A 20,160-nucleotide genomic window follows, 5' to 3' on the forward strand; every position below is an offset into this window, starting at 1 on the left:
CCCCATTCGCGAGCAGGCTCGCTCCCACATTTGGAATGCATTCCCCCTGTGGGAGCGAGCCTGCTCGCGAAGGGGCCGGCACAGTCACTGAAGATTTTGCCTTTCCAATATCCAGAAACAATTAAGCAGCCGTTAGGCTGCTTATTAAACTGTTCCCGTTACGTTTACGTCACCGTGATGCCACCCTCGCTTGTGGCCTTTCTTCACGGCAACGTGCCATCACGCTACTCCGCTACACACTTTTCGCCGACCAGTGGACGCACCATCAAGGTGCAACGTCCGCAGCGACCGCCCTTTCCTGGATCAGAATCCACGGCGAAACCACCACTGCCCACAGTTGCGGATCGCGTTCGAAAAGATCCAGCGCCCGCGTTTCAGACAGCTTGGCGACTTTGTCTTCGGCCAGCCAGGCGGCGACTTTCTCGCCATCATCCGACGCCACGGCCTCGGCGGCGGCGATCAAATCCAGGTCAGGGTCGACCCACAATAGGGCGCCCTTGGCGAAGAACGGCTCCAACTCTTTCCAGGTAATAGATGCGGTTTCACCAAGCAGCTTGGCATAGAGGGTGCTAGGTTCTTGATTCATGGGAACTGTCCGGAAAAGAAATCGACGCGAATAATAACGTCGGTGATCCGTCAGCAAAACCCGGTTGCAAAAGGCTGTACCGAACGAAAAGAGCAGGAAAGCCAAGGAATGCTGCTGATTGGGGCATAACCCCACGAACGCCCCGCCGCAATTCTGTCTTTTTCATTCAAAAAAGCGACACCCTCAGGTTTTGCCCCTCGGCGCCCGCTTCCCAGGCTAACAACCGGCGCTCTACACTGTACCGGTACAGTTGCCGGGGGCATTTCCGGAGGGTATCGCAAAGATATCTGACCCGGTTCTGCTGCTACGGCGCCAGAACTCAAAAAAAATACAACAGTAAGAGTGGAGCACTATGACTAAGGCTACTAAGCAGATTTCCAAACTGTTTGCCGCTATGGTTCTGGCCGGGGTTGCCAGCCATTCGTTCGCAGCTGACACCATCAAAATCGGTATCGCCGGCCCTAAGACCGGTCCAGTAGCCCAATACGGCGACATGCAGTTCAGTGGCGCGAAAATGGCCATCGAGCAAATCAACGCCAAGGGCGGCGTCGACGGCAAGAAACTCGAAGCCGTTGAATACGACGATGCCTGCGATCCGAAACAAGCAGTAGCGGTAGCGAACAAGGTCGTCAACGACGGCGTCAAGTTCGTGGTCGGTCACCTGTGCTCCAGCTCCACTCAACCGGCTTCGGACATCTACGAAGACGAAGGCGTGATCATGATCACCCCGGCCGCCACCAGCCCGGACATCACCGCCCGTGGTTACAAAATGGTCTTCCGTACCATCGGTCTGGACAGCGCCCAGGGCCCTGCCGCCGGTAACTACATTGCCGATCACGTCAAACCGAAAATCGTTGCTGTGCTGCACGACAAGCAGCAATACGGTGAAGGCATCGCCACCGCCGTCAAATCGACCCTTGAGAAGAAAGGCGTGAAAGTTGCCGTGTTCGAAGGCGTCAACGCCGGCGACAAGGACTTCTCCTCGATCATCGCCAAGCTCAAGCAAGCCAACGTCGACTTCGTTTACTACGGCGGCTACCACCCGGAGCTGGGCCTGATCCTGCGTCAATCGGCTGAAAAAGGCCTGAAAGCCAAGTTCATGGGTCCGGAAGGCGTGGGTAACGACTCGATTTCGCAGATCGCCAAAGACGCTTCCGAAGGTCTGCTGGTAACCCTGCCGAAATCCTTCGATCAGGATCCGGCCAACATCGCCCTGGCTGATGCATTCAAAGCGAAAAAAGAAGATCCGAGCGGTCCGTTCGTGTTCCCTTCCTACTCGGCTGTTGAAGTGATTGCCGGCGGTATCACCGCTGCCAAGAGCGAAGACCCGGCCAAAGTGGCTGAAGCCATTCACGCTGGCACCTTCAAAACCCCGACTGGCGACCTGAGCTTCGACGCCAAGGGCGACCTGAAGGACTTCAAATTTGTGGTTTACGAGTGGCACTTCGGCAAACCAAAAACTGAAGTAGCCCCTCAGTAAGGCGCTGCCTGACTGACTGCCAATAAAGCCCACGGCGTGCCGTGGGCTTTGTTTTACGAATGTATGGGCCGCGCTGGCGTGATCCGCCAGTCTCCCCACCTGAAAATCTCAAAACCGTCATCAGCGGTTCGCTGGCAAAACCCGGATTCGAAGTGGATATAGATCCACGGGGCCGGGCGGGAAAATGACTCCACCAGTGAAATGCGTATCAGGTTTTTAGGAGCGTTGTAATGCCTGACCTCTATCACTTCTTCCAGCAGCTGGTTAATGGTCTGACCATTGGCAGCACGTATGCCCTGATTGCCATCGGCTATACGATGGTTTACGGCATCATTGGAATGATCAACTTCGCCCACGGCGAGGTGTACATGATCGGTTCCTACGTGGCGTTCATCGCCATCGCCGGGCTGGCCATGATGGGAATCGACAACGTCCCGCTGTTGATGACCGCGGCCTTCATTGCGAGCATCGTTGTCACCAGTTCCTACGGTTACAGCATCGAACGGATCGCCTACCGCCCCCTGCGCGGCAGCAACCGTCTGATCCCGCTGATTTCCGCCATCGGTATGTCGATCTTCCTGCAGAACACGGTTCTGCTGGCGCAAGACTCCAAGGACAAATCCATCCCCAACCTGATCCCCGGGAACATTTCCTTCGGGCCAGGTGGCGCACATGAAGTGCTGATTTCCTACATGCAAATCGTGGTGTTCGTGGTGACGCTGATCGCCATGCTCGGCCTGACGCTGTTCATCTCCCGTTCTCGCCTGGGTCGCGCCTGCCGCGCCTGCGCCGAAGACATCAAGATGGCCAACCTGCTCGGCATCAACACCAACAACATCATCGCCCTGACCTTCGTCATTGGTGCTGCGCTGGCGGCCATCGCGGCCGTGCTGCTGAGCATGCAATATGGCGTGATCAACCCGAACGCCGGTTTCCTCGTCGGCCTCAAAGCCTTCACCGCAGCAGTACTCGGCGGCATCGGCAGCATCCCCGGCGCCATGCTCGGCGGGTTGGTGCTTGGGGTGGCGGAAGCGTTTGGCGCCGATATCTTCGGCGACCAATACAAGGACGTCGTGGCTTTCGGCTTGTTGGTTCTGGTGCTGTTGTTCCGTCCGACCGGCATTCTGGGCCGTCCGGAGGTTGAGAAAGTATGACTAGGAATCTTAAACAGGCACTGTTCAGTGCCTTGCTGGTGTGGGCTGTGGCCTACCCGGTACTCGGACTGAAACTGACCATCGTCGGCATCAACCTCGAAGTGCATAACACCAGTCCGATGATTCTGGCGACCATCGCCATCTGTTCGGTGCTGATGTTCCTGCGGGTGCTGTTCAACCAGCAGATCAGCAAGGCGTGGAAATCCTCGCCGGGTATGCCGCTGATCCCGGCCAAGGCCAGCAACTTCCTGACCCTGCCGACTACGCAACGCTACTTCATCATTGCGCTGATCATCGGTGCACTGGTGTGGCCGTTCTTCGGTTCGCGTGGCGCGGTGGACATCGCAACGCTAATCCTGATCTACGTGATGCTCGGCCTCGGCCTGAACATCGTCGTCGGTCTGGCCGGTCTGCTCGACCTCGGTTACGTCGGCTTCTACGCCGTCGGCGCCTACAGCTACGCGCTGCTGTCGCACTACTACGGCTTGAGCTTCTGGATCTGCCTGCCGATTGCCGGCCTGATGGCGGCGACGTTCGGCTTCCTGCTGGGCTTCCCGGTGTTGCGTCTGCGCGGTGACTATCTGGCGATCGTGACCCTCGGCTTCGGTGAGATCATCCGTCTGTTCCTGCGTAACCTGACCGACATCACTGGCGGTCCGAACGGCATCAGCAACATCGAGAAACCGACGTTCTTCGGCCTGACCTTTGAACGCAAGGCTGCGGAAGGGATGCAAACCTTCCACGAGTATTTCGGCCTGCAATACAACTCGATCAACAAGGTGATTTTTCTCTACCTGGTTGCCCTGGTGCTGGCGCTGGCGGCGCTGTTCGTTATCAACCGTTTGCTGCGCATGCCGATCGGCCGAGCGTGGGAAGCGCTGCGTGAAGACGAGATCGCCTGCCGTGCTTTGGGTCTGAATCCGACGATCATCAAGCTGTCGGCGTTCACCCTTGGCGCTGCGTTCGCCGGTTTCGCCGGTAGCTTCTTCGCCGCCCGTCAGGGTCTGGTGACCCCGGAATCGTTCACCTTCATCGAGTCGGCAATCATCCTCGCCATTGTCGTGCTGGGTGGTATGGGCTCGCAGCTGGGTGTGATCCTGGCTGCCGTGGTAATGATCCTGTTGCCGGAAATGATGCGTGAGTTCAGCGAATACCGCATGTTGATGTTCGGTGCGCTGATGGTGTTGATGATGATCTGGCGTCCACAAGGTCTGCTGCCGATGCAACGCCCACACATGGAGTTGCGAAAATGAGCCGCGAGATCTTAAAAGTTGAGAACCTGAGCATGCGCTTCGGCGGCTTGCTGGCGGTCAACGGCGTGGCCCTGACCGTCAAAGAGAAACAAGTGGTTGCCTTGATCGGGCCGAACGGCGCGGGCAAGACCACCGTGTTCAACTGCCTGACCGGTTTCTATCAGCCCACCGGTGGCAGCATCCTGCTCGACGGCGAGCCGATTCAAGGCCTGCCGGGCCACAAGATCGCCCTCAAAGGCGTGGTGCGCACCTTCCAGAACGTGCGCTTGTTCAAGGACATGACGGCGGTCGAGAACCTGTTGATCGCCCAGCACCGTCACCTGAACACGAACTTTCTGGCCGGCCTGTTCAAGACCCCGTCGTTCCGCAAAAGCGAGCGCGAGGCCATGGAATTTGCCGAGTACTGGCTGGAAAAGGTCAACCTGAAAGAGTTCGCCAACCGTACCGCCGGCACCTTGGCCTACGGTCAGCAACGGCGTCTGGAAATCGCTCGCTGCATGATGACCCGTCCGCGGATCCTCATGCTCGACGAACCGGCCGCCGGCCTGAACCCGAAGGAAACCGAAGACCTCAAGGCGCTGATCAGCGTGCTGCGTGAGGAGCACAACGTCACCGTGCTGTTGATCGAACACGACATGAAACTGGTCATGAGCATTTCCGACCACATCGTCGTGATCAACCAGGGCACGCCTCTGGCCGACGGCACGCCGGAACAGATCCGCGACAATCCTGAAGTGATCAAAGCCTATCTGGGGGAAGCGTAAATGCTGCAGTTCGAAAACGTTTCCACCTTCTACGGCAAGATCCAGGCCCTGCACAGCGTCAACGTCGAAGTCCGTCAGGGCGAGATCGTGACCCTGATCGGCGCCAACGGTGCCGGCAAGTCCACGCTGCTGATGACGCTGTGCGGTTCGCCGCAAGCGCACAGTGGCAGCATCCGTTACATGGGTGAGGAACTGGTCGGCCAGGACTCGTCGCAGATCATGCGCAAAAGCATCGCGGTGGTGCCGGAAGGTCGTCGGGTGTTTGCCCGTCTGACCGTTGAAGAAAACCTCTCGATGGGCGGCTTCTTCACCGACAAGGGCGACTATCAGGAACAGATGGACAAGGTTCTCGGACTTTTCCCACGCCTGAAAGAACGCTTCAACCAGCGCGGCGGCACCATGTCCGGCGGCGAACAGCAAATGCTCGCCATCGGCCGTGCGCTGATGAGCAAGCCGAAACTGCTGCTGCTCGACGAGCCGTCGCTGGGCCTGGCACCGATCATCATCCAGCAGATTTTCGACATCATCGAAATGCTGCGCAAGGACGGTGTGACGGTATTCTTGGTCGAGCAAAACGCCAACCAGGCGCTGAAAATCGCTGACCGCGCGTACGTTCTGGAGAACGGCCGTGTGGTCATGCAAGGCACCGGTGAAGCGCTGCTGACCGACCCGAAAGTACGCGAGGCGTACCTCGGCGGTTGATGCATTCGCCCAACAAAAAAACGGCCTTCGGGCCGTTTTTTTTATGCCTGAAATATATCTCCTGTAGGAGCAAAGCTTGCTCGCGAAGGCGGAGTGTCAGTATCAACCTCATCCCTGACCTACCGCTATCGCGAGCAAGCTTTGCTCCTACAGAAAGAGCGTTTACCGTGGATTTCAAAAAGATTTAAGCCCCGCTGTAACGCATCGCCATGACCTTTCTCTAGAGGGTTAAGCAAGCGCAAAAACGCTTGTAAAAACCCTGACCGAAACTGGAGAAACACCATGACTGCTACCACCCGCACCCTGTCCGCTACCGCGCTGGTTCTGGCCCTCGGCTCTGCGCTGAGCATCGCTGCCGTTTCTACCGCCCACGCGGCCGATGACATGGAAAAATGCTTCGGCGTGGCCATGAAAGGCAAGAACGATTGCGCTGCAGGCGCCGGCACCACCTGCGCTGGCACCGCGAAAACCGACTACCAGGCCAACGCCTGGAAGCTCGTCCCTAAAGGCACCTGCGCCAAGACTGAAAGCAAAACCTCGCCGACCGGCTTCGGCCAGATGGAAGCTTTCAAAGCGAAGTCCTGATTCACGGCCTGCCTGAGTGACGATCATGTTCACACCTGACGACCCTGCCCTCCCCCGCACTCAGGCAGCCCTCACCGGGCTCCCGCCCCGTGCCGGGCTGGGGCTCAAGACCGGGCACTTTCGTGAAGTGCTCGACACCCGACCGGACATCGGTTTCTTCGAAGTTCACGCCGAAAACTACATGGTGGCCGGCGGCCCGTTTCATCACTTTCTCGGTTTGATTCGCGAACAGTATCCGCTGTCGCTGCATGGCGTCGGTTTGTCCATCGGCAGCGAAGGGCCGTTGGATACTCAGCACCTGCAACGTCTGGCCGAGCTGATTGAGCGCTATCAACCACACTCCTTTTCCGAACATCTGGCCTGGTCGAGCCACGGCCCAGTGTTCCTCAATGACCTGCTGCCCCTGGCCTACGACGAGCCGACGCTGAACCGCGTCTGCGCGCACATCGATCAGGTGCAAAACACTCTTAAACGGCCAATGCTGCTGGAAAACCCGGCAACGTATCTGGCGTTTCAGCATTCAACGTACGACGAGCCTGACTTCATCCATGAAGTGATCCGTCGCAGCGGCTGTGGGCTGCTGCTCGACGTCAACAATGTCTATGTGTCGTGCGTAAATCATCACCGTGATCCATTGGCGTATCTCGATGCGCTGCCACTGCACGCGGTTGGCGAGATTCATCTGGCCGGGTTTGCCGAAGATTCTGACAACCTGGGTGATCGTTTGCTGATTGACGATCATGGCGCGCCGATCGATCAAGCCGTTTGGGCCTTGTATTGGCAGACGCTGGATCGTATCGGTCCGATGGCAACCTTGATCGAACGGGACAATCAGGTGCCCTCATTCAACACCTTGCTGGCCGAAGCGCAGCAGGCAGACGAAATGCTGCTGTGCGCCGGGAGTCGGCCATGAGCACGCAAAGCGAATTCAGCGCCGCGCTGCTCGATGTGCGTCTGCCCTGCCCTGCCGGTTTGTGCAGCAGCAACGGCGCCGATCCCGCCAGTCGTTTCGCGGTGTACCGCAACAATGTGCAGAGCTCGTTGATCAACGCACTGGCGGACGGTTATCCGGTGGTTGCGCAACTGGTCGGCGAGGAATTTTTCCGCGCCATGGCGGCCACTTTCGTACAACAGCAGCCGCCGCAGAGTCCGTTGATGAGTCGCTATGGCGAAGCGTTTGCGGATTTTATCGACGCCTTCGAACCGGCATCGAGCGTGCCTTATCTGGCCGATGTCGCGCGCCTTGAGCATCTGCGCACGCAGGCCTATCACGCCGCCGACGCCGACCCCGTACGGCCAGAACAGATCACCGCAGCACTCGCCGCCCCGCAAGGCTTGAGCGATCTGTGCTTCACGCTTCATCCCTCCCTGCACCTCCTCCATTCGGCTTATGCCGTGGTTGCGATCTGGGCTGCACATCAGCAACAACCGTCACTTGAAGGCATCGAGATCCATCAGGGCCAGCACGCGCTGATCCTGCGCAACGGTCTGGAGGTTGAGGTGTTCGCCATCGATTATGGCGCCAGCGTGTTTATCCGCCATTTGATCAACGGCCAGCCGCTGCTGGCAGCTGCCGAAAACAGCCCTGAATTCGATCTCAGCCAGACCCTGGCCTTGCTGATCGCGCGCAACGTCATCACCCACTTGAACAATAAGGTAACGCCATGAACAACCTGATCACTCGCGCCATTGCGCTGCTCGAGAGAATCCCCCAGAGCCTGATCGCTTTCATTGCGCGCTTCGCGATTGCAGCGGTGTTCTGGAAGTCCGGGCAGACCAAGATCGAGGGGCTGGCGATCGACCTCATCGACGGCACCTTTCAGCTTGGCTGGCCGCGTCTCGCTGATTCGACTATTCCGTTGTTCACCAGCGAATATCACGTGCCGCTACTGTCGCCGGAGATCGCCGCACACATGGCCGCGTTTGCTGAGCACTTCTTTCCGGTGCTGATTCTGGTTGGGTTTGCTACGCGCTTTTCGGCCATGGCGTTGCTGGGGATGACGATTACCATTCAGCTGTTTGTGTACCCGGATGCTTACCCGACTCACGGTACGTGGGCGGCGGTGTTGCTGTATCTGATGGCGACCGGGCCGGGCAAGTTGTCGATCGATCACCTGATCGCCCGCCGTTTTTCCCGCTAAACAAAAATCCCTGTACGAGCTGCCGAAGGCTGCGATCTTTTGCTCTTGAAAAGAAAGATCAAAAGATCGCAGCCTTCGGCAGCTCCTACAGGGGATCACCGTTAACGCTGGAGTCGATCCAGCGCCTCGCCGCTGCGTTTGAACCAGCCAATCAGATAGTCCGCCAGCACTTGCGTGCGCTTGGGCAAACCGCCCTGATACGGATGCACCAGGTACATCGGCATGCGCCGCGTCTGATAATCGCGCAGGAGCCAACGCAATCGGCCGTCAGCCAATTCCGCTTGCAACAGATAGGAAGGCAATCGCGCAATACCGGCGCCGCTGAGCGCGGCTTTTTTCAGCAAGTTGTAGTGATTGCTGGCAAACGGCCCGGACACGCGTACTCGCAACAATTCGTGCTGTTGGTGATACAGCCATTCTTCGCGGCCGCTGTAGTGGCTGTTGAGCAGGCAACGGTGCTCGGCCAGCGCCTGTGGTGTCGCCGGTTCGCCGAATCGATCCAGATAAGCGGGACTCGCACAGGTCATTTCCTGCCAGGCCAGCAACGGCTTGGCCACCAGTCGTTCGTCATTGGCCACTTCTGAACGGATCGCCAGGTCAAAGCCATCGCGGGACAGATCGCGGTAGCTGTTGTTCAGCTCCAGCTCGATCTGCACCTCGGGATACTGATGCGAAAACTCCAGCAACAATCCATCGAAAAACGTTTCCCCCAACGACACCGGAACCGTCATACGCACCGGGCCGGCCATGTCGTCCTTCAACCGCGCCAATGCCTGACGGGCTTTTTCGACCTGGACTACAAGCGCCTGCGCCTGCGGCAATAACGCAGCGCCCGCCGCCGTCAGGCTCAGGCGTCGAGTGGTGCGTTGTAGCAACACCACGGAAAACTGCGCTTCGAGCTGACTGATGCGTTTGGACAACTGCCCCTTGCTGCAGCCCAATTGCTGCGCCGCCAAGGTGAAACTGCCGGCTTCGATCAACACGGCGAACGCCGCCAGATCATCCATTTCGCTCATGGATTGTTTCCATTTGAAAACCAAAGGTTGCCTATTAGTGCGCTTATCCACAGAAAAAACCACTCTAGACTGAAACCTCGTTCACACACTTGAGGTACAGCTCGATGAAGATTCTGTTGATAGGCGCCGGCGGCACCATCGGTTCGGCCGTGGACAAAGAACTGTCGCAACGCCACGAAGTGATTCGTATCGGCCGCACCAGCGGTGATTTCCATGTGGATATCAGTGACAGCACGTCGATCCGCAAGCTGTTCGAGCAGACCGGCAAATTCGACGCACTGGTCTGCGCCGCTGGCAACGTCACCTTCGCCCCGCTGGGCGAGATGAGCGAAGACAGCTTCGCCCTCGGCCTCAAGGACAAGTTGATGGGCCAAGTGAATTTGCTGCTGATCGGCCGCGAATTCGCCAACGATGGCGCCTCGTTCACCTTCACTACTGGCGTACTCAGCCACGATCCGATTCGCAGCGGTGCGTCGGCAGCGCTGGTCAACGGTGCGCTGGACAGCTTTGTGCGGGCAGCGGCCACTGAGTTGCCGCGTGGCCTGCGCGTTAACTCGATCAGCCCGACGGTGTTGCTGGAAGCGATGGGCAAATATGCGCCGTACTTCCGTGGCTACAAGCCGGTTCCTGCGGCGGATGTGGCGTTGGCCTACGCCAAGAGTGTTGAAGGGCTACAGACCGGGCAGACGTTTCATGTGTGGTAAGATCAAGAGATCGCAGCCTTCGGCAGCTTCTACAGGAGAGTGTCGGGGTTGCGATGTTTTGCATTTTGTCGGCGGGCGGCGTAACTCGGTGTAGGAGTTGCCGCAGGCTGCGATCTTTTGCATTTGACTGACAGGCTGCGTAACGTGGCGACACTTGTCTGGAGAGCCGAAGATGCGTGTTGCCCGTTCGTTAGTCCTTGTTGCCCTGCTGCCGTTGTTTGCGGCGTGCCAGTTGTTCGATGGCCCGCGTGAAAGTGCCTCGCACGTCGGGCAAACGCGGATGCAGGGGCAACTGACCGCCGCTGACGGCAAACTGGTGTTCCAGCCGTGTCAGGATCAGCGCCAACTGGTGGTCAACGACATCGGCGGCACCAGCGTGCTGCAAGAAGCCGCCACCCTCGCCGACGAGCAAGGCAAGCTGTTCGCCGATGTTCGCGGCAAAGTCTCCGGCGATCGCCTCGATCTGACTCAGCTGTATCGCGTCGAGCGCTCCGGCACCGCGTGTGATGATCCGAATTTCAAACTGCTGATCCTGCGTGCCGCCGGCCATGGCCCGGAGTGGAACGTCAAGGTCAGCGGCAAAGGTATGGTCATCGACCGTGAAGGCCAGCCGCCACTCGCCGTGCCATACATTGAAGATCAATTGGGCGACGGTCGCTTCAATCTCAGCAGCGAAGCCAACAACCAGCGCATTGAATTGTGGGTCGCGCCGCAGCGCTGCATCGACAGCAACACCGGCAGCGTGCAGCACATGAGCGCCGAGTTGCGTATCGACGGCAAGGTGCAGCGCGGTTGCGGGTATTTCGGCGGATCGCGCAACGACTGAGCGTTTTAGCCTCACCGGATCCGGCCTTTGCGGCTTATAATCGCGGCCTTCAAACGCCTTGGCGCAGTTGTGCGCCCCGCGAACCCGGATCCTCGCCATGTTACGAATCACTGAACTCAAGCTGCCAATCGACCATCCCGAAGAAGACCTGCGCCCTGCCATCGTGCAGCGCCTGGGCATCGCCAGCGATGATTTGCTCGATTTCACCTTGTTCAAGCGCAGCTACGACGCGCGCAAAAAGTCCTCCGAACTGTGCTTTATCTACACCATCGACCTCGAAGTGCGCGACGAGGCCAACGTGTTGGGCAAGTTCGCCGACGACCGTAACGTCAACGTGGCGCCGGATGTCAGCTACAAATTCGTCGGCGAAGCGCCAAGCGACCTGAGCCAGCGCCCGATCGTTGTCGGTTTCGGCCCGTGCGGCATCTTCGCCGGCCTGCTGCTGGCGCAAATGGGCTTCAAGCCGATCGTCCTCGAACGCGGCACCGAAGTCCGTCAGCGCACCAAGGACACTTGGGGCCTGTGGCGTAAAAGCGTACTCAATCCCGAGTCCAACGTGCAGTTCGGCGAAGGCGGCGCGGGCACGTTCTCCGACGGCAAGCTGTACAGCCAGATCAAGGATCCGAAGTTCCTTGGCCGCAAAGTCCTGCACGAGTTCGTCAAGGCCGGCGCGCCGGAAGAAATTCTCTACGTCAGCAAGCCGCACATCGGTACGTTCCGTCTGACCGGCATGGTTGAAAACATGCGCGAGCAGATCCGCGAACTGGGCGGCGAAGTGCGCTTCCAGGAACGCGTCACCGACGTGCTGATCGAAGACGGCCAACTGGTCGGCGTCGAACTGGCCAGCGGCGAAACCCTGCATTCCAAACACGTGGTTCTGGCCCTCGGCCACAGCGCCCGCGATACGTTCCGCATGCTGCACAGCCGTGGCGTGTTCATGGAAGCCAAACCGTTCTCGGTGGGTTTCCGTATCGAACACCCGCAATCGCTGATTGACCGCGCGCGTCTGGGCAAGTACGCCGGCCACCCGAAACTCGGTGCCGCCGACTACAAACTGGTGCACCACGCCAAGAACGGCCGTTCGGTCTACAGCTTCTGCATGTGCCCGGGCGGCACCGTGGTCGCGGCGACTTCCGAGCCGAACCGCGTGGTCACCAACGGCATGAGCCAGTACTCGCGTAACGAGCGCAACGCCAACTCCGGCATCGTCGTCGGCATCACCCCGGAAGTCGATTATCCGGGCGGCCCGCTGGCCGGGATCGAGTTGCAGGAACGCCTGGAATCCCACGCGTTCATCCTTGGCGGCAGCGATTACAAGGCGCCGGCGCAACTGGTTGGCGACTTCATCAACGACATTCCTTCGACCGAACTGGGCGAAGTCGAGCCGTCGTACAAACCGGGCGTGGCGATGGGCGATCTGTCCCTGGCATTGCCGGAATTCGCGATTGAAGCGATTCGTGAAGCCTTGCCGGCGTTCGAGAAGCAGATTCGCGGTTACTCGCTGCACGATGCGGTGTTGACCGGGATCGAGACACGCACCTCGTCGCCGCTGCGCATTACGCGTAACGAAACGCTGCAGAGCATGAACGTGAAGGGCTTGTTCCCGGCGGGTGAAGGCGCGGGTTATGCGGGCGGGATTCTGTCGGCGGGTGTGGACGGGATTCGGATTGCCGAGGCCGTGGCACGCGACATCCTCGGCCTGACTGACTGACTGACTGACACAAAACCTTGTAGGAGCAAGGCTTGCCCGCGAAGACGGATTAAGATTCAACATTGAGTTGACTGATCTGTCGCCTTCGCGGGCAAGCCTTGCTCCTACAGGGGCTGTGTCAGATATTGGCACGTAGCACTGAAGTCGGCAGCGGTTCACCGCGCTCGGCACTCGCCGCCACCGCCTCAATCAACCCACTCAACTCATACCCCTGCGCCGTCAGCCAATCCTGATCGTAATACGTGTCGGCATACCGCTCGCCGCCATCGCACAGAATCGCCACGATCGACCCCGACTCCCCCGCCGCTTTCATCTGCTGCGCCGCCATCAACGCGCCGATCAGATTGGTGCCGCTCGACCCACCGACATGCCGGCCCAGACGCTGCGCCAGATAATGCATGGCCGCCAGCGACAAGGCGTCCGGCACTTTGACCATCGCATCGATCACCTTCGGCAGGAACGACGCTTCCACCCGCGGCCGGCCAATGCCTTCAATCCGCGAGCCGCAATCCAGACGCAAAGTCGCGTCGCCAGTCTGGTAGTAATCGAAGAACACCGAACGCTCGGCGTCGGCGCACAAGACGCGAGTGCAATGCTGGCGATAGCGCACGTAACGACCAAGGGTCGCGGTGGTGCCGCCGGTGCCGGGGCTGGAAATCAGCCAGCTCGGTTCCGGGTGCGTCTCGAAACGCATCTGCTGGAAGATCGATTCAGCGATGTTGTTGTTCGCGCGCCAGTCGGTGGCGCGCTCGGCGTAGGTGAACTGGTCGATGAAGTGACCATCGTGTTCACGGGCCAGACGCTCGGATTCAGCGTAAATCTGCGTCGGATCTTTTACCAGATGGCTTTTGCCGCCATAGAACTCGATCTGGGCGATTTTTTCTTTCGAGGTGGTCGCCGGCATCACTGCAATAAACGGCAAACCGAGCATCCGCGCGAAATACGCTTCGGAAATCGCCGTCGAACCGCTCGACGCTTCAATCACCGGCGCGCCGGGTTTGAGCCAGCCGTTACACAGCGCATAAAGGAACAGCGAACGGGCCAGGCGATGTTTGAGGCTGCCGGTCGGATGACTGGATTCATCCTTGAAGTACAGCTCGATGCCCGGAAAACCCGGCAGCGGCAAGGGGATCAGATGGGTGTCGGCGCTGCGCTGGAAGTCCGCTTCGATGATGCGGATGGCTTCGCGGGCCCACTGTCGGTTGTCGCTCATGGTCTGTGTTCTCGTTGAATCGGGCAGGAGATTGGCCTCCTGAAAAGGTTCGTACGTCAGATTAGGATTAATCCTATATTCCGCACAGATACAGCTGAGTCTCAATATGTCAGGCAACTGCTAGGCTCACCGTGGCTTGAGCCAGACAGCCTGTAACGACATATAACAAAAAAGAATATAACTTTTGTTTTAACAACTAACAGTACGGGTTAGGGTGTTCCACCTTTTTGACGATTCGATGGAGAGCGACCTTGCCTCTGCGTAGCACTTTCACGCGTTTCTTTCAGTTGGAAGCTGCCAGCGGTCTGTTATTGATCGCCGCGGCCATCCTGGCTCTGATTATCAACAACTCGCCACTGTCGTGGCTGTACACCGGCCTGCTCGACACCCCCGTGGTGGCGCAGATCGGTGCGTTGAAAATCGCTAAACCCCTGCTGCTGTGGATCAACGATGGCCTGATGGCGATGTTCTTCCTGCTCATCGGCCTGGAGGTGAAACGCGAGGTACTCGACGGTCAGCTGTCGAAGCCGTCGCAAATCGTCCTGCCCGGCGCCGCAGCCATCGGCGGCATGCTGGTGCCGGCGCTGATCTACTGGTTCCTCAACCGCGACAACCCTGCGGCCCTCAGCGGCTGGGCTATTCCGACCGCCACCGACATCGCCTTCGCCCTCGGCGTACTGGCCCTGCTCGGCAAGCGTGTACCGGTATCGTTAAAGCTTTTCCTGATGACGTTGGCGATCATCGATGACCTCGGCGCCATCGTCATCATCGCGATCTTCTACTCTGGCGAACTGTCGACTCTGTCGTTGGGCCTCGCGGCCGCGTGCATTGCGTCGCTGGTGGCGATGAACCGACTCGGGGTGGTCAAGCTCGGGCCGTACATGATCATCGGGCTGATCCTCTGGGTCTGCGTGCTCAAAAGCGGTGTCCACGCGACGCTGGCCGGCGTGACCCTGGCCTTCTGCATCCCGCTGCGCACGAAAAACGCCGAGCCGTCGCCACTGCTGACCCTCGAACATGCGCTACATCCGTGGGTCGCCTACGGCATCCTGCCGCTGTTCGCCTTCGCCAACGCCGGCCTGTCGCTGAGCGGCGTCACCGTCGAAAGCTTCACCCACGACGTGCCGATGGGCATTGCGGTCGGCCTGCTGCTCGGTAAAACCGTCGGCGTCTTCGGCCTCACCTGGCTAGCAGTCAAAGTCGGCATCGCCGCCCTGCCGCAAGGCGCCAACTGGGGCCAGGTCATGGGCGTGGCGATCCTCTGCGGGATCGGCTTCACCATGAGCCTGTTCGTTGGTTCGCTGGCCTTTGAACCGGGCGTGAGCGACTACGCCGGGATGGATCGAATGGGCATTCTGACCGGCTCGATTCTAGCGGCGCTGATTGGTTATGCGGTGACGGCGGCGGCGAGTCGAAAGAACACCTTACAAAACGCCTGAGATACATCTTTCTACAAAAATCAGAGCCCCTCTCTTATAGAGGGGCTTGGCTCTAAACCTTGCAAGTGTGCTATATCTTTCGTTGCCGCAGCACCTTTTCAGCAGCGACTGTCTGGAGTCATCCATGTCACGTAAAGCAGAAAAACGCCCAATGACGGACGATCAGATTTCCGTCCAGGAATCGCGGATTCCAGATATCGCTCTGAAGGCCTTCAACAACGCCTATAGGATGGCGCTCGCCAATGGCGCAGTGGTGCTCGTCGCTAAAGACGGCCAGTTGTTTGAAGTGACTGAGAAGACTTCCGTTGCACTGCGCTCAATCGGTACCTATGGAAATCTGAAAAGCGGCACTCGCCTGCACATTAACAAATCCTCAAAACAGGTCACTTCTTGAGCACACCCAGAATACGGATATTTGCAGGCCCGAACGGCTCAGGAAAAAGTACTTTCAATCGACTGGTTCCCGCGCATTTGCTGGGAAACTACATAAATCCTGATGACATAGAACGGGCAATCAAAGATACAGGTTATTTTGATTTCACCTCCTACCGCATCGAGGCTCACAAGGAAGGCATTTTCGACTTCTTCCGTGAGCATGCCCTACTCAAGAAGTCCCCTCGTTCGTTAGCAAAGCTCGATACCCTTACGATTGATGGCGAACGCCTAAGCTTCTTCAATACGGAAATCGACTCCTACGTCGCATCCGCCCTCTCCGACTTCATACGTAGGTCTCTGATCAAGGAACGCATCAGTTTCACGTTCGAAACAGTCATGTCCTCCTCAGACAAAGTCAGCCTGCTCGCCGAAGCCCATCAGTCTGGCTACCGGGTTTACGTTTACTACGTCGCTACCGCTGATCCTCAGATCAACATTGCCAGGGTTGCCTATCGTGTGTCCCAAGGCGGACACAGCGTTCCTCCCGAAAAAATAGAAGCGCGATACTGGCGCTCTCTTGAGCTTTTGTCTGAAGCTATCCTGACCTCAAACCGGGCCTATATATTCGATAACTCGGATGAAGGTAGTGAAGGCTTGACGCAAATAGCAGAGATCACTGATGGCGAGCTGATTGAAATCAAATCAGACACCCAACCACCTTGGTTCAAAGAGTTCGTGCTCGACAAACTACTTTAGGTCGGTAGAACAGGCTTCTCTGTGGACTCATGGCTCTAAACCTCTTCAGATCAGTACCTCACTGATACACAGCGACTAATCCCCACGTCTTTAGAGACGCGTCCTACAGCCACAAATTTCCCGCTTCGTTAACGTTGCCCAGTCCCTTGCGAGGGGCTGTCGATGGATGAACGAAAGGACGATCAGTGGCTGGCAACAAGGACATTCCCCGGGTTTCCAACCCTCCGCAAGGCGACGGGCATCACGTCACCTACCGCTACATGACGGCCAGTGAACTGGCTGACCGCGACGCCAGACAAAATGCTTACGACGCCATGCTGGCCCGGCAGGAGGCTTTCGAGCGTGGTCGGGAAGTGGCGGCGAAAAAGGACGATGTCGTTCGGGCCGGCTGCGTATTCGCCAAGTCCTGCAAATTGCCGGACGCGATCATCGACTACACCAATCCTTCGGGGATGGTGTCGACTGACAGTCTGAAGGACTACGGTGAGCTGATTTTGCTGGGCGCGCGTGAGGCTGATGATAGCGGCGGCGTCCCGCTCAAGAAAATCGGTGCAACCGCCATTCCGGCCGGGTTTGGCAGTCTGGCGTTGGCGGGTTCGGTGTTTGAAGCCCTGCCCGCAGTGGTATCCAGTGCGGCCGTTGCGCCTTTGGTGGGTTTGGTCGCGCTGTTCATGCCATCGAGTCTTGGCGACAGTGCGCTGTATACCGACGAGCAGTTGCGCGGACTTGAGCAGGCGCGAACTCGTGTTCGGCTGAGAATCGAACAACAGGCCGAAGGCAGTCTGAAAGGTTACGGTTTCTACACCGGCAAGAATCGTGATTGGGAAATGGTTGATGTCGTGCAGTTCACCGCGCGCGGCAGCCAGTTCATTGCGGATCTGGGTGAAGACGTCGAACTGATCTGGACGCCTGCTGTGGATGGCTCCGACATTCTCGGTATTCCGGCGCTGGAGGCTGCACCGCAAGCGCCGCATATCTGGGTGTATCCACCGACGAAAGCGGCGGACGGGATTCTGGTTAATCCGGTTTATCCGCCGGAGTACCGGGATTTCATTTTGGTTTTTCCGGCTAATTCGGGTGTTAGACCGGTATATATAGTCTTAAACGTTCCAAACGATTTCAAATACCACCCCGCCCCTGCTTCGCTGCCGGCCTATCCAGACGCAAAACCTGCACCACTGAAAACCTCCGTTCGCGGTGGAGGAAAAAAGCGAAGACGTTGGAAAGATGCATCGGGGAAAATTTATGAATGGGACTCTCAGCATGGCAAGGTTGAGATGTACACCAAGCAAGGAAAACATCTTGGAGAATACGACCCGAAAACAGGGAAACAAACAAAGACTGCCGATTCCACAAGGAGAGTAGAAAAATGAAGCATGTCATAGAGGTATTCGATCGAACGACTGAGGATTTGCTCCTTACCGTAGAGATCGCGGCGCATCACAAGGAAGCATTGAAGGCGCTGATGAACTGGCAAGAACCTGAAGATGAGTTCGATGGCTCTGATTTAGACGAAGAGCAGATCAAAGTTTTGGAGGACTGGACTGGAGAAAAGCTCTTGGACGCAACTCACATAGTTCAGTTGGTGTGCATCGAATGACTTACGGCAATTTCAAGCTCAATCACACCGTCGAGGCATTTAATAAACGCACAGATCGGTTGGTTTTCGAGATCCCCGTTCCCGATGGAAACATTGAGCGGCTCAGAATAATCATGCATTGGGTCAACCCCGAAGACGAAATCTTTGGTTATGACCTAGACCAAGAGCAGATAAAGCAATTGGAAGCTTTAATCGGTCGAGCTTTCTACGACTCTAAGTACAATTTTCAAATGGGTTGTCATGGAAGCGAGTAAATTTCCTATAAAAAACCCCGACCAGTCACCTGATCGGGGCTTTCTTCAACAACTCGCTATCGCTTAGTGCGAAACGCGGCTCGTCCCGCCGACAGTCGAAATCCGTACCCGCTCGCCAACACGGAACACTTCGTTCTCCTGAACCTGCTGCACGTAGGCGCGCATGCTGCCGTCGTCTTCACGTACGGTGATTTCCACACCCTGAGTACGGGTCAAACCTTCTTCCGTGGCCGAACCAATCAAACCACCCGCCACCGCACCGATGACCGCTGCAACGATGCTGCCTTTGCCGCCGCCGATGGCACTGCCGCCGACGCCGCCGACTGCTGCACCGGCGAGGCCGCCGATCGGGGTTTTGGTGCCTTCGATTTTGACCGGGCGCAGGGATTCGATGGTGCCCATGCGAATCGTCTGCACGCGACGCGCTTCGTCACGGGAGTAGGAGTCACCGGTCAGGCTCGATTGGCAGCCGGTAAGCAACATCGCCATCGTGGAAAAGGAAGCAACCAGCAGAACAGACTTACGCATAGCATCAACTCCAAAAGAACATATATTCATTAAACTCCGCTGCTTGACGCCTGTCACGGCGCAGCCCGGACAAATTTGCTTTCATTCAGGCGAGGTACAGACGCCTGCACGTTTCCTTCTAGAGCCCTACAGTAGCGCCAAATTACGGATCCTGCGCCACCGCCCCCAAGGATTTTCATGGATTACTTCATCATAGTCGTCACCACGCTCGCCGGGCTGTACTTCCACGGGTGGCTGTACGTGCGGATCAAACGCTGGATGGATCGCGACCTGGCGCTGTCGATGGCCGGCAAGGATGAAGGTAAACGCGCCTACATGCTCGAGCAACTGGCGAGCGCTCGGGCGCAGAAGATCAAGCGCCGCGATCTGCCGCAGTGGCTCAATGCCGCTGCGACAAACTATCTCGCTCGGTAGACTGCTTAAGGTGCCAGACGTTCAACAGACCATTGGCCGGTCTGCAGACGGTAGTTGAGGCGATCGTGCAGACGGCTCGGACGGCCCTGCCAGAATTCGATGCGCTCAGGCAGCAAGCGGTAACCGCCCCAGTGTTGCGGGCAATCTGGCTGGCTGTCGGAGAAACGTAGTTCAGTCGCTTTGAGCAAGTCTTCCAGTTCACCACGGCCGTTGATCACCCGGCTTTGCGGCGACGCCCAGGCACCGAGACGACTGCCCAGCGGACGCACTTGATAATACGCATCGGATTCTTCCGGCGTGACCTTCACGACGCGCCCTTCGATGCGCACCTGGCGCTCTAGGGTTGGCCAGAAGAACGTCATGGCGGCAAACGGATTCGCCGCCAGATGCTGGCCCTTGGCACTTTCGTAATTGGTGAAGAAGGTAAAGCCCTGCGCGTCCAGGCCCTTGAGCAGCAGAATGCGGCAATGCGGACGACCGTCCGCATCAACCGTGGCCAGGGTCATGGCGTTGGCTTCCACCGGTGCCTGCTCGGTTTTCACCGCGTCGGCGAACCACTGGTGGAACAGCGCAAACGGCTCGGCCGGGGCTTGCGCCTCGGACAAACCATCCCGGGTGTAATCACGACGCATATCTGCCAGAGCCTGGGTCATGGCGCA

Annotated in this window: 24 protein-coding genes; 19 read left to right on the plus strand and 5 right to left on the minus strand. The window is 58.1% G+C overall.

Going from position 1 to position 20,160, the window contains the following annotated elements; all coding sequences use genetic code 11:
- Positions 1 to 265 precede the first annotated feature (265 nt).
- Positions 266 to 586: a DUF2288 domain-containing protein gene (locus QMX93_RS08825; RefSeq protein WP_282354702.1), complete on the minus strand. Its 321-nt coding sequence runs from the start codon at positions 584 to 586 to the stop codon at positions 266 to 268.
- 352 nt (positions 587 to 938) lie between these two features.
- On the opposite strand from QMX93_RS08825, the gene QMX93_RS08830 reads away from it, so the two are divergent.
- The 9 genes from QMX93_RS08830 (at position 939) to QMX93_RS08870 (ending at position 8,665) form a co-directional block, all read left to right on the plus strand.
- Positions 939 to 2,066 carry a branched-chain amino acid ABC transporter substrate-binding protein gene (locus QMX93_RS08830; RefSeq protein ID WP_282354704.1) on the plus strand — a complete coding sequence of 376 codons (1,128 nt, stop codon included), beginning with the start codon at positions 939 to 941 and terminating at the stop codon, positions 2,064 to 2,066.
- A 230-nt stretch (positions 2,067 to 2,296) separates the two neighbouring features.
- Entirely contained in the window at positions 2,297 to 3,220 is a 924-nt protein-coding gene (gene livH, locus QMX93_RS08835) for a high-affinity branched-chain amino acid ABC transporter permease LivH (protein WP_008082254.1), read from the plus strand.
- Positions 3,217 to 4,473, plus strand: coding sequence for a high-affinity branched-chain amino acid ABC transporter permease LivM (locus QMX93_RS08840; RefSeq protein WP_008082257.1), 1,257 nt, complete (start codon positions 3,217 to 3,219; stop codon positions 4,471 to 4,473). The genes livH and QMX93_RS08840 overlap by 4 nt, the downstream gene beginning before the upstream one ends.
- Entirely contained in the window at positions 4,470 to 5,237 is a 768-nt protein-coding gene (gene livG / locus QMX93_RS08845; RefSeq protein ID WP_034154995.1) for a high-affinity branched-chain amino acid ABC transporter ATP-binding protein LivG, read from the plus strand. The genes QMX93_RS08840 and livG overlap by 4 nt, the downstream gene beginning before the upstream one ends.
- Positions 5,238 to 5,939 (plus strand): ABC transporter ATP-binding protein, encoded by a 702-nt coding sequence (locus tag QMX93_RS08850; protein ID WP_008082262.1) that lies wholly within the window; start codon positions 5,238 to 5,240, stop codon positions 5,937 to 5,939.
- A gap of 282 nt (positions 5,940 to 6,221) precedes the next feature.
- Complete coding sequence (locus tag QMX93_RS08855) at positions 6,222 to 6,524, plus strand: DUF2282 domain-containing protein (protein ID WP_053117837.1); 303 nt, start codon at positions 6,222 to 6,224, stop codon at positions 6,522 to 6,524.
- Positions 6,525 to 6,549: 25 nt separating this feature from the next.
- Entirely contained in the window at positions 6,550 to 7,437 is an 888-nt protein-coding gene (locus tag QMX93_RS08860; RefSeq protein WP_282354724.1) for a DUF692 domain-containing protein, read from the plus strand.
- Positions 7,434 to 8,192, plus strand: a complete 759-nt coding sequence (locus QMX93_RS08865; protein ID WP_282354726.1) for a DNA-binding domain-containing protein — start codon at positions 7,434 to 7,436, stop codon at positions 8,190 to 8,192. The genes QMX93_RS08860 and QMX93_RS08865 overlap by 4 nt, the downstream gene beginning before the upstream one ends.
- A complete protein-coding gene (locus QMX93_RS08870) occupies positions 8,189 to 8,665 on the plus strand; it encodes a DoxX family protein (RefSeq protein WP_282354728.1) in 477 nt (158 codons plus the stop codon). The genes QMX93_RS08865 and QMX93_RS08870 overlap by 4 nt, the downstream gene beginning before the upstream one ends.
- 101 nt (positions 8,666 to 8,766) lie before the next feature.
- Here the strand turns inward: QMX93_RS08870 and QMX93_RS08875 are convergent, their stop codons facing one another.
- Positions 8,767 to 9,681: a LysR family transcriptional regulator gene (locus QMX93_RS08875; RefSeq protein WP_282354731.1), complete on the minus strand. Its 915-nt coding sequence runs from the start codon at positions 9,679 to 9,681 to the stop codon at positions 8,767 to 8,769.
- A gap of 104 nt (positions 9,682 to 9,785) precedes the next feature.
- Here QMX93_RS08875 and QMX93_RS08880 point away from each other — a divergent pair, with 104 nt between their 5' ends.
- The 3 genes from QMX93_RS08880 (at position 9,786) to QMX93_RS08890 (ending at position 12,922) form a co-directional block, all read left to right on the plus strand.
- Positions 9,786 to 10,385 carry a short chain dehydrogenase gene (locus tag QMX93_RS08880; RefSeq protein ID WP_282354736.1) on the plus strand — a complete coding sequence of 200 codons (600 nt, stop codon included), beginning with the start codon at positions 9,786 to 9,788 and terminating at the stop codon, positions 10,383 to 10,385.
- A gap of 172 nt (positions 10,386 to 10,557) precedes the next feature.
- Positions 10,558 to 11,211 carry a hypothetical protein gene (locus QMX93_RS08885; protein ID WP_159815827.1) on the plus strand — a complete coding sequence of 218 codons (654 nt, stop codon included), beginning with the start codon at positions 10,558 to 10,560 and terminating at the stop codon, positions 11,209 to 11,211.
- A gap of 97 nt (positions 11,212 to 11,308) precedes the next feature.
- Complete coding sequence (locus QMX93_RS08890) at positions 11,309 to 12,922, plus strand: NAD(P)/FAD-dependent oxidoreductase (protein ID WP_282354746.1); 1,614 nt, start codon at positions 11,309 to 11,311, stop codon at positions 12,920 to 12,922.
- 118 nt (positions 12,923 to 13,040) lie between these two features.
- On the opposite strand, the gene QMX93_RS08895 is transcribed toward QMX93_RS08890, so the two are convergent.
- Complete coding sequence (locus QMX93_RS08895; RefSeq protein WP_282354749.1) at positions 13,041 to 14,135, minus strand: PLP-dependent cysteine synthase family protein; 1,095 nt, start codon at positions 14,133 to 14,135, stop codon at positions 13,041 to 13,043.
- 251 nt (positions 14,136 to 14,386) lie between these two features.
- Here QMX93_RS08895 and nhaA point away from each other — a divergent pair, with 251 nt between their 5' ends.
- The 6 genes from nhaA (at position 14,387) to QMX93_RS08925 (ending at position 18,559) form a co-directional block, all read left to right on the plus strand.
- A complete protein-coding gene (gene nhaA, locus QMX93_RS08900) occupies positions 14,387 to 15,574 on the plus strand; it encodes a Na+/H+ antiporter NhaA (protein ID WP_159815724.1) in 1,188 nt (395 codons plus the stop codon).
- Positions 15,575 to 15,698: 124 nt separating this feature from the next.
- Positions 15,699 to 15,968, plus strand: a complete 270-nt coding sequence (locus tag QMX93_RS08905) for a hypothetical protein (RefSeq protein ID WP_282354752.1) — start codon at positions 15,699 to 15,701, stop codon at positions 15,966 to 15,968.
- Positions 15,965 to 16,705, plus strand: coding sequence for a zeta toxin family protein (locus QMX93_RS08910; protein ID WP_282354755.1), 741 nt, complete (start codon positions 15,965 to 15,967; stop codon positions 16,703 to 16,705). The genes QMX93_RS08905 and QMX93_RS08910 overlap by 4 nt, the downstream gene beginning before the upstream one ends.
- A 185-nt stretch (positions 16,706 to 16,890) precedes the next feature.
- Positions 16,891 to 18,078, plus strand: coding sequence for a colicin E3/pyocin S6 family cytotoxin (locus QMX93_RS08915; protein ID WP_282354759.1), 1,188 nt, complete (start codon positions 16,891 to 16,893; stop codon positions 18,076 to 18,078).
- Positions 18,075 to 18,305, plus strand: a complete 231-nt coding sequence (locus QMX93_RS08920; RefSeq protein WP_282354762.1) for a hypothetical protein — start codon at positions 18,075 to 18,077, stop codon at positions 18,303 to 18,305. Before QMX93_RS08915 ends, QMX93_RS08920 begins: the two co-directional genes overlap by 4 nt.
- Positions 18,302 to 18,559: a hypothetical protein gene (locus QMX93_RS08925; RefSeq protein WP_150651391.1), complete on the plus strand. Its 258-nt coding sequence runs from the start codon at positions 18,302 to 18,304 to the stop codon at positions 18,557 to 18,559. Before QMX93_RS08920 ends, QMX93_RS08925 begins: the two co-directional genes overlap by 4 nt.
- Positions 18,560 to 18,622: 63 nt before the next feature.
- On the opposite strand, the gene QMX93_RS08930 is transcribed toward QMX93_RS08925, so the two are convergent.
- On the minus strand, positions 18,623 to 19,087 hold the full coding sequence (locus tag QMX93_RS08930) for a glycine zipper 2TM domain-containing protein (protein ID WP_007918566.1): 465 nt from the start codon (positions 19,085 to 19,087) through the stop codon (positions 18,623 to 18,625).
- A 177-nt stretch (positions 19,088 to 19,264) separates the two neighbouring features.
- Here QMX93_RS08930 and QMX93_RS08935 point away from each other — a divergent pair, with 177 nt between their 5' ends.
- Positions 19,265 to 19,501, plus strand: coding sequence for a hypothetical protein (locus QMX93_RS08935; protein ID WP_282354773.1), 237 nt, complete (start codon positions 19,265 to 19,267; stop codon positions 19,499 to 19,501).
- Between the two features lie 5 nt (positions 19,502 to 19,506).
- On the opposite strand, the gene pdxH is transcribed toward QMX93_RS08935, so the two are convergent.
- A complete protein-coding gene (pdxH, locus tag QMX93_RS08940; RefSeq protein ID WP_282354775.1) occupies positions 19,507 to 20,154 on the minus strand; it encodes a pyridoxamine 5'-phosphate oxidase in 648 nt (215 codons plus the stop codon).
- Between the last annotated feature and the right edge of the window lie 6 nt (positions 20,155 to 20,160).

Source organism: Pseudomonas sp. PS01303 (assembly GCF_029959385.1).
In the GTDB taxonomy this organism is placed as follows: Bacteria; Pseudomonadota; Gammaproteobacteria; order Pseudomonadales; family Pseudomonadaceae; genus Aquipseudomonas; species Aquipseudomonas rustica.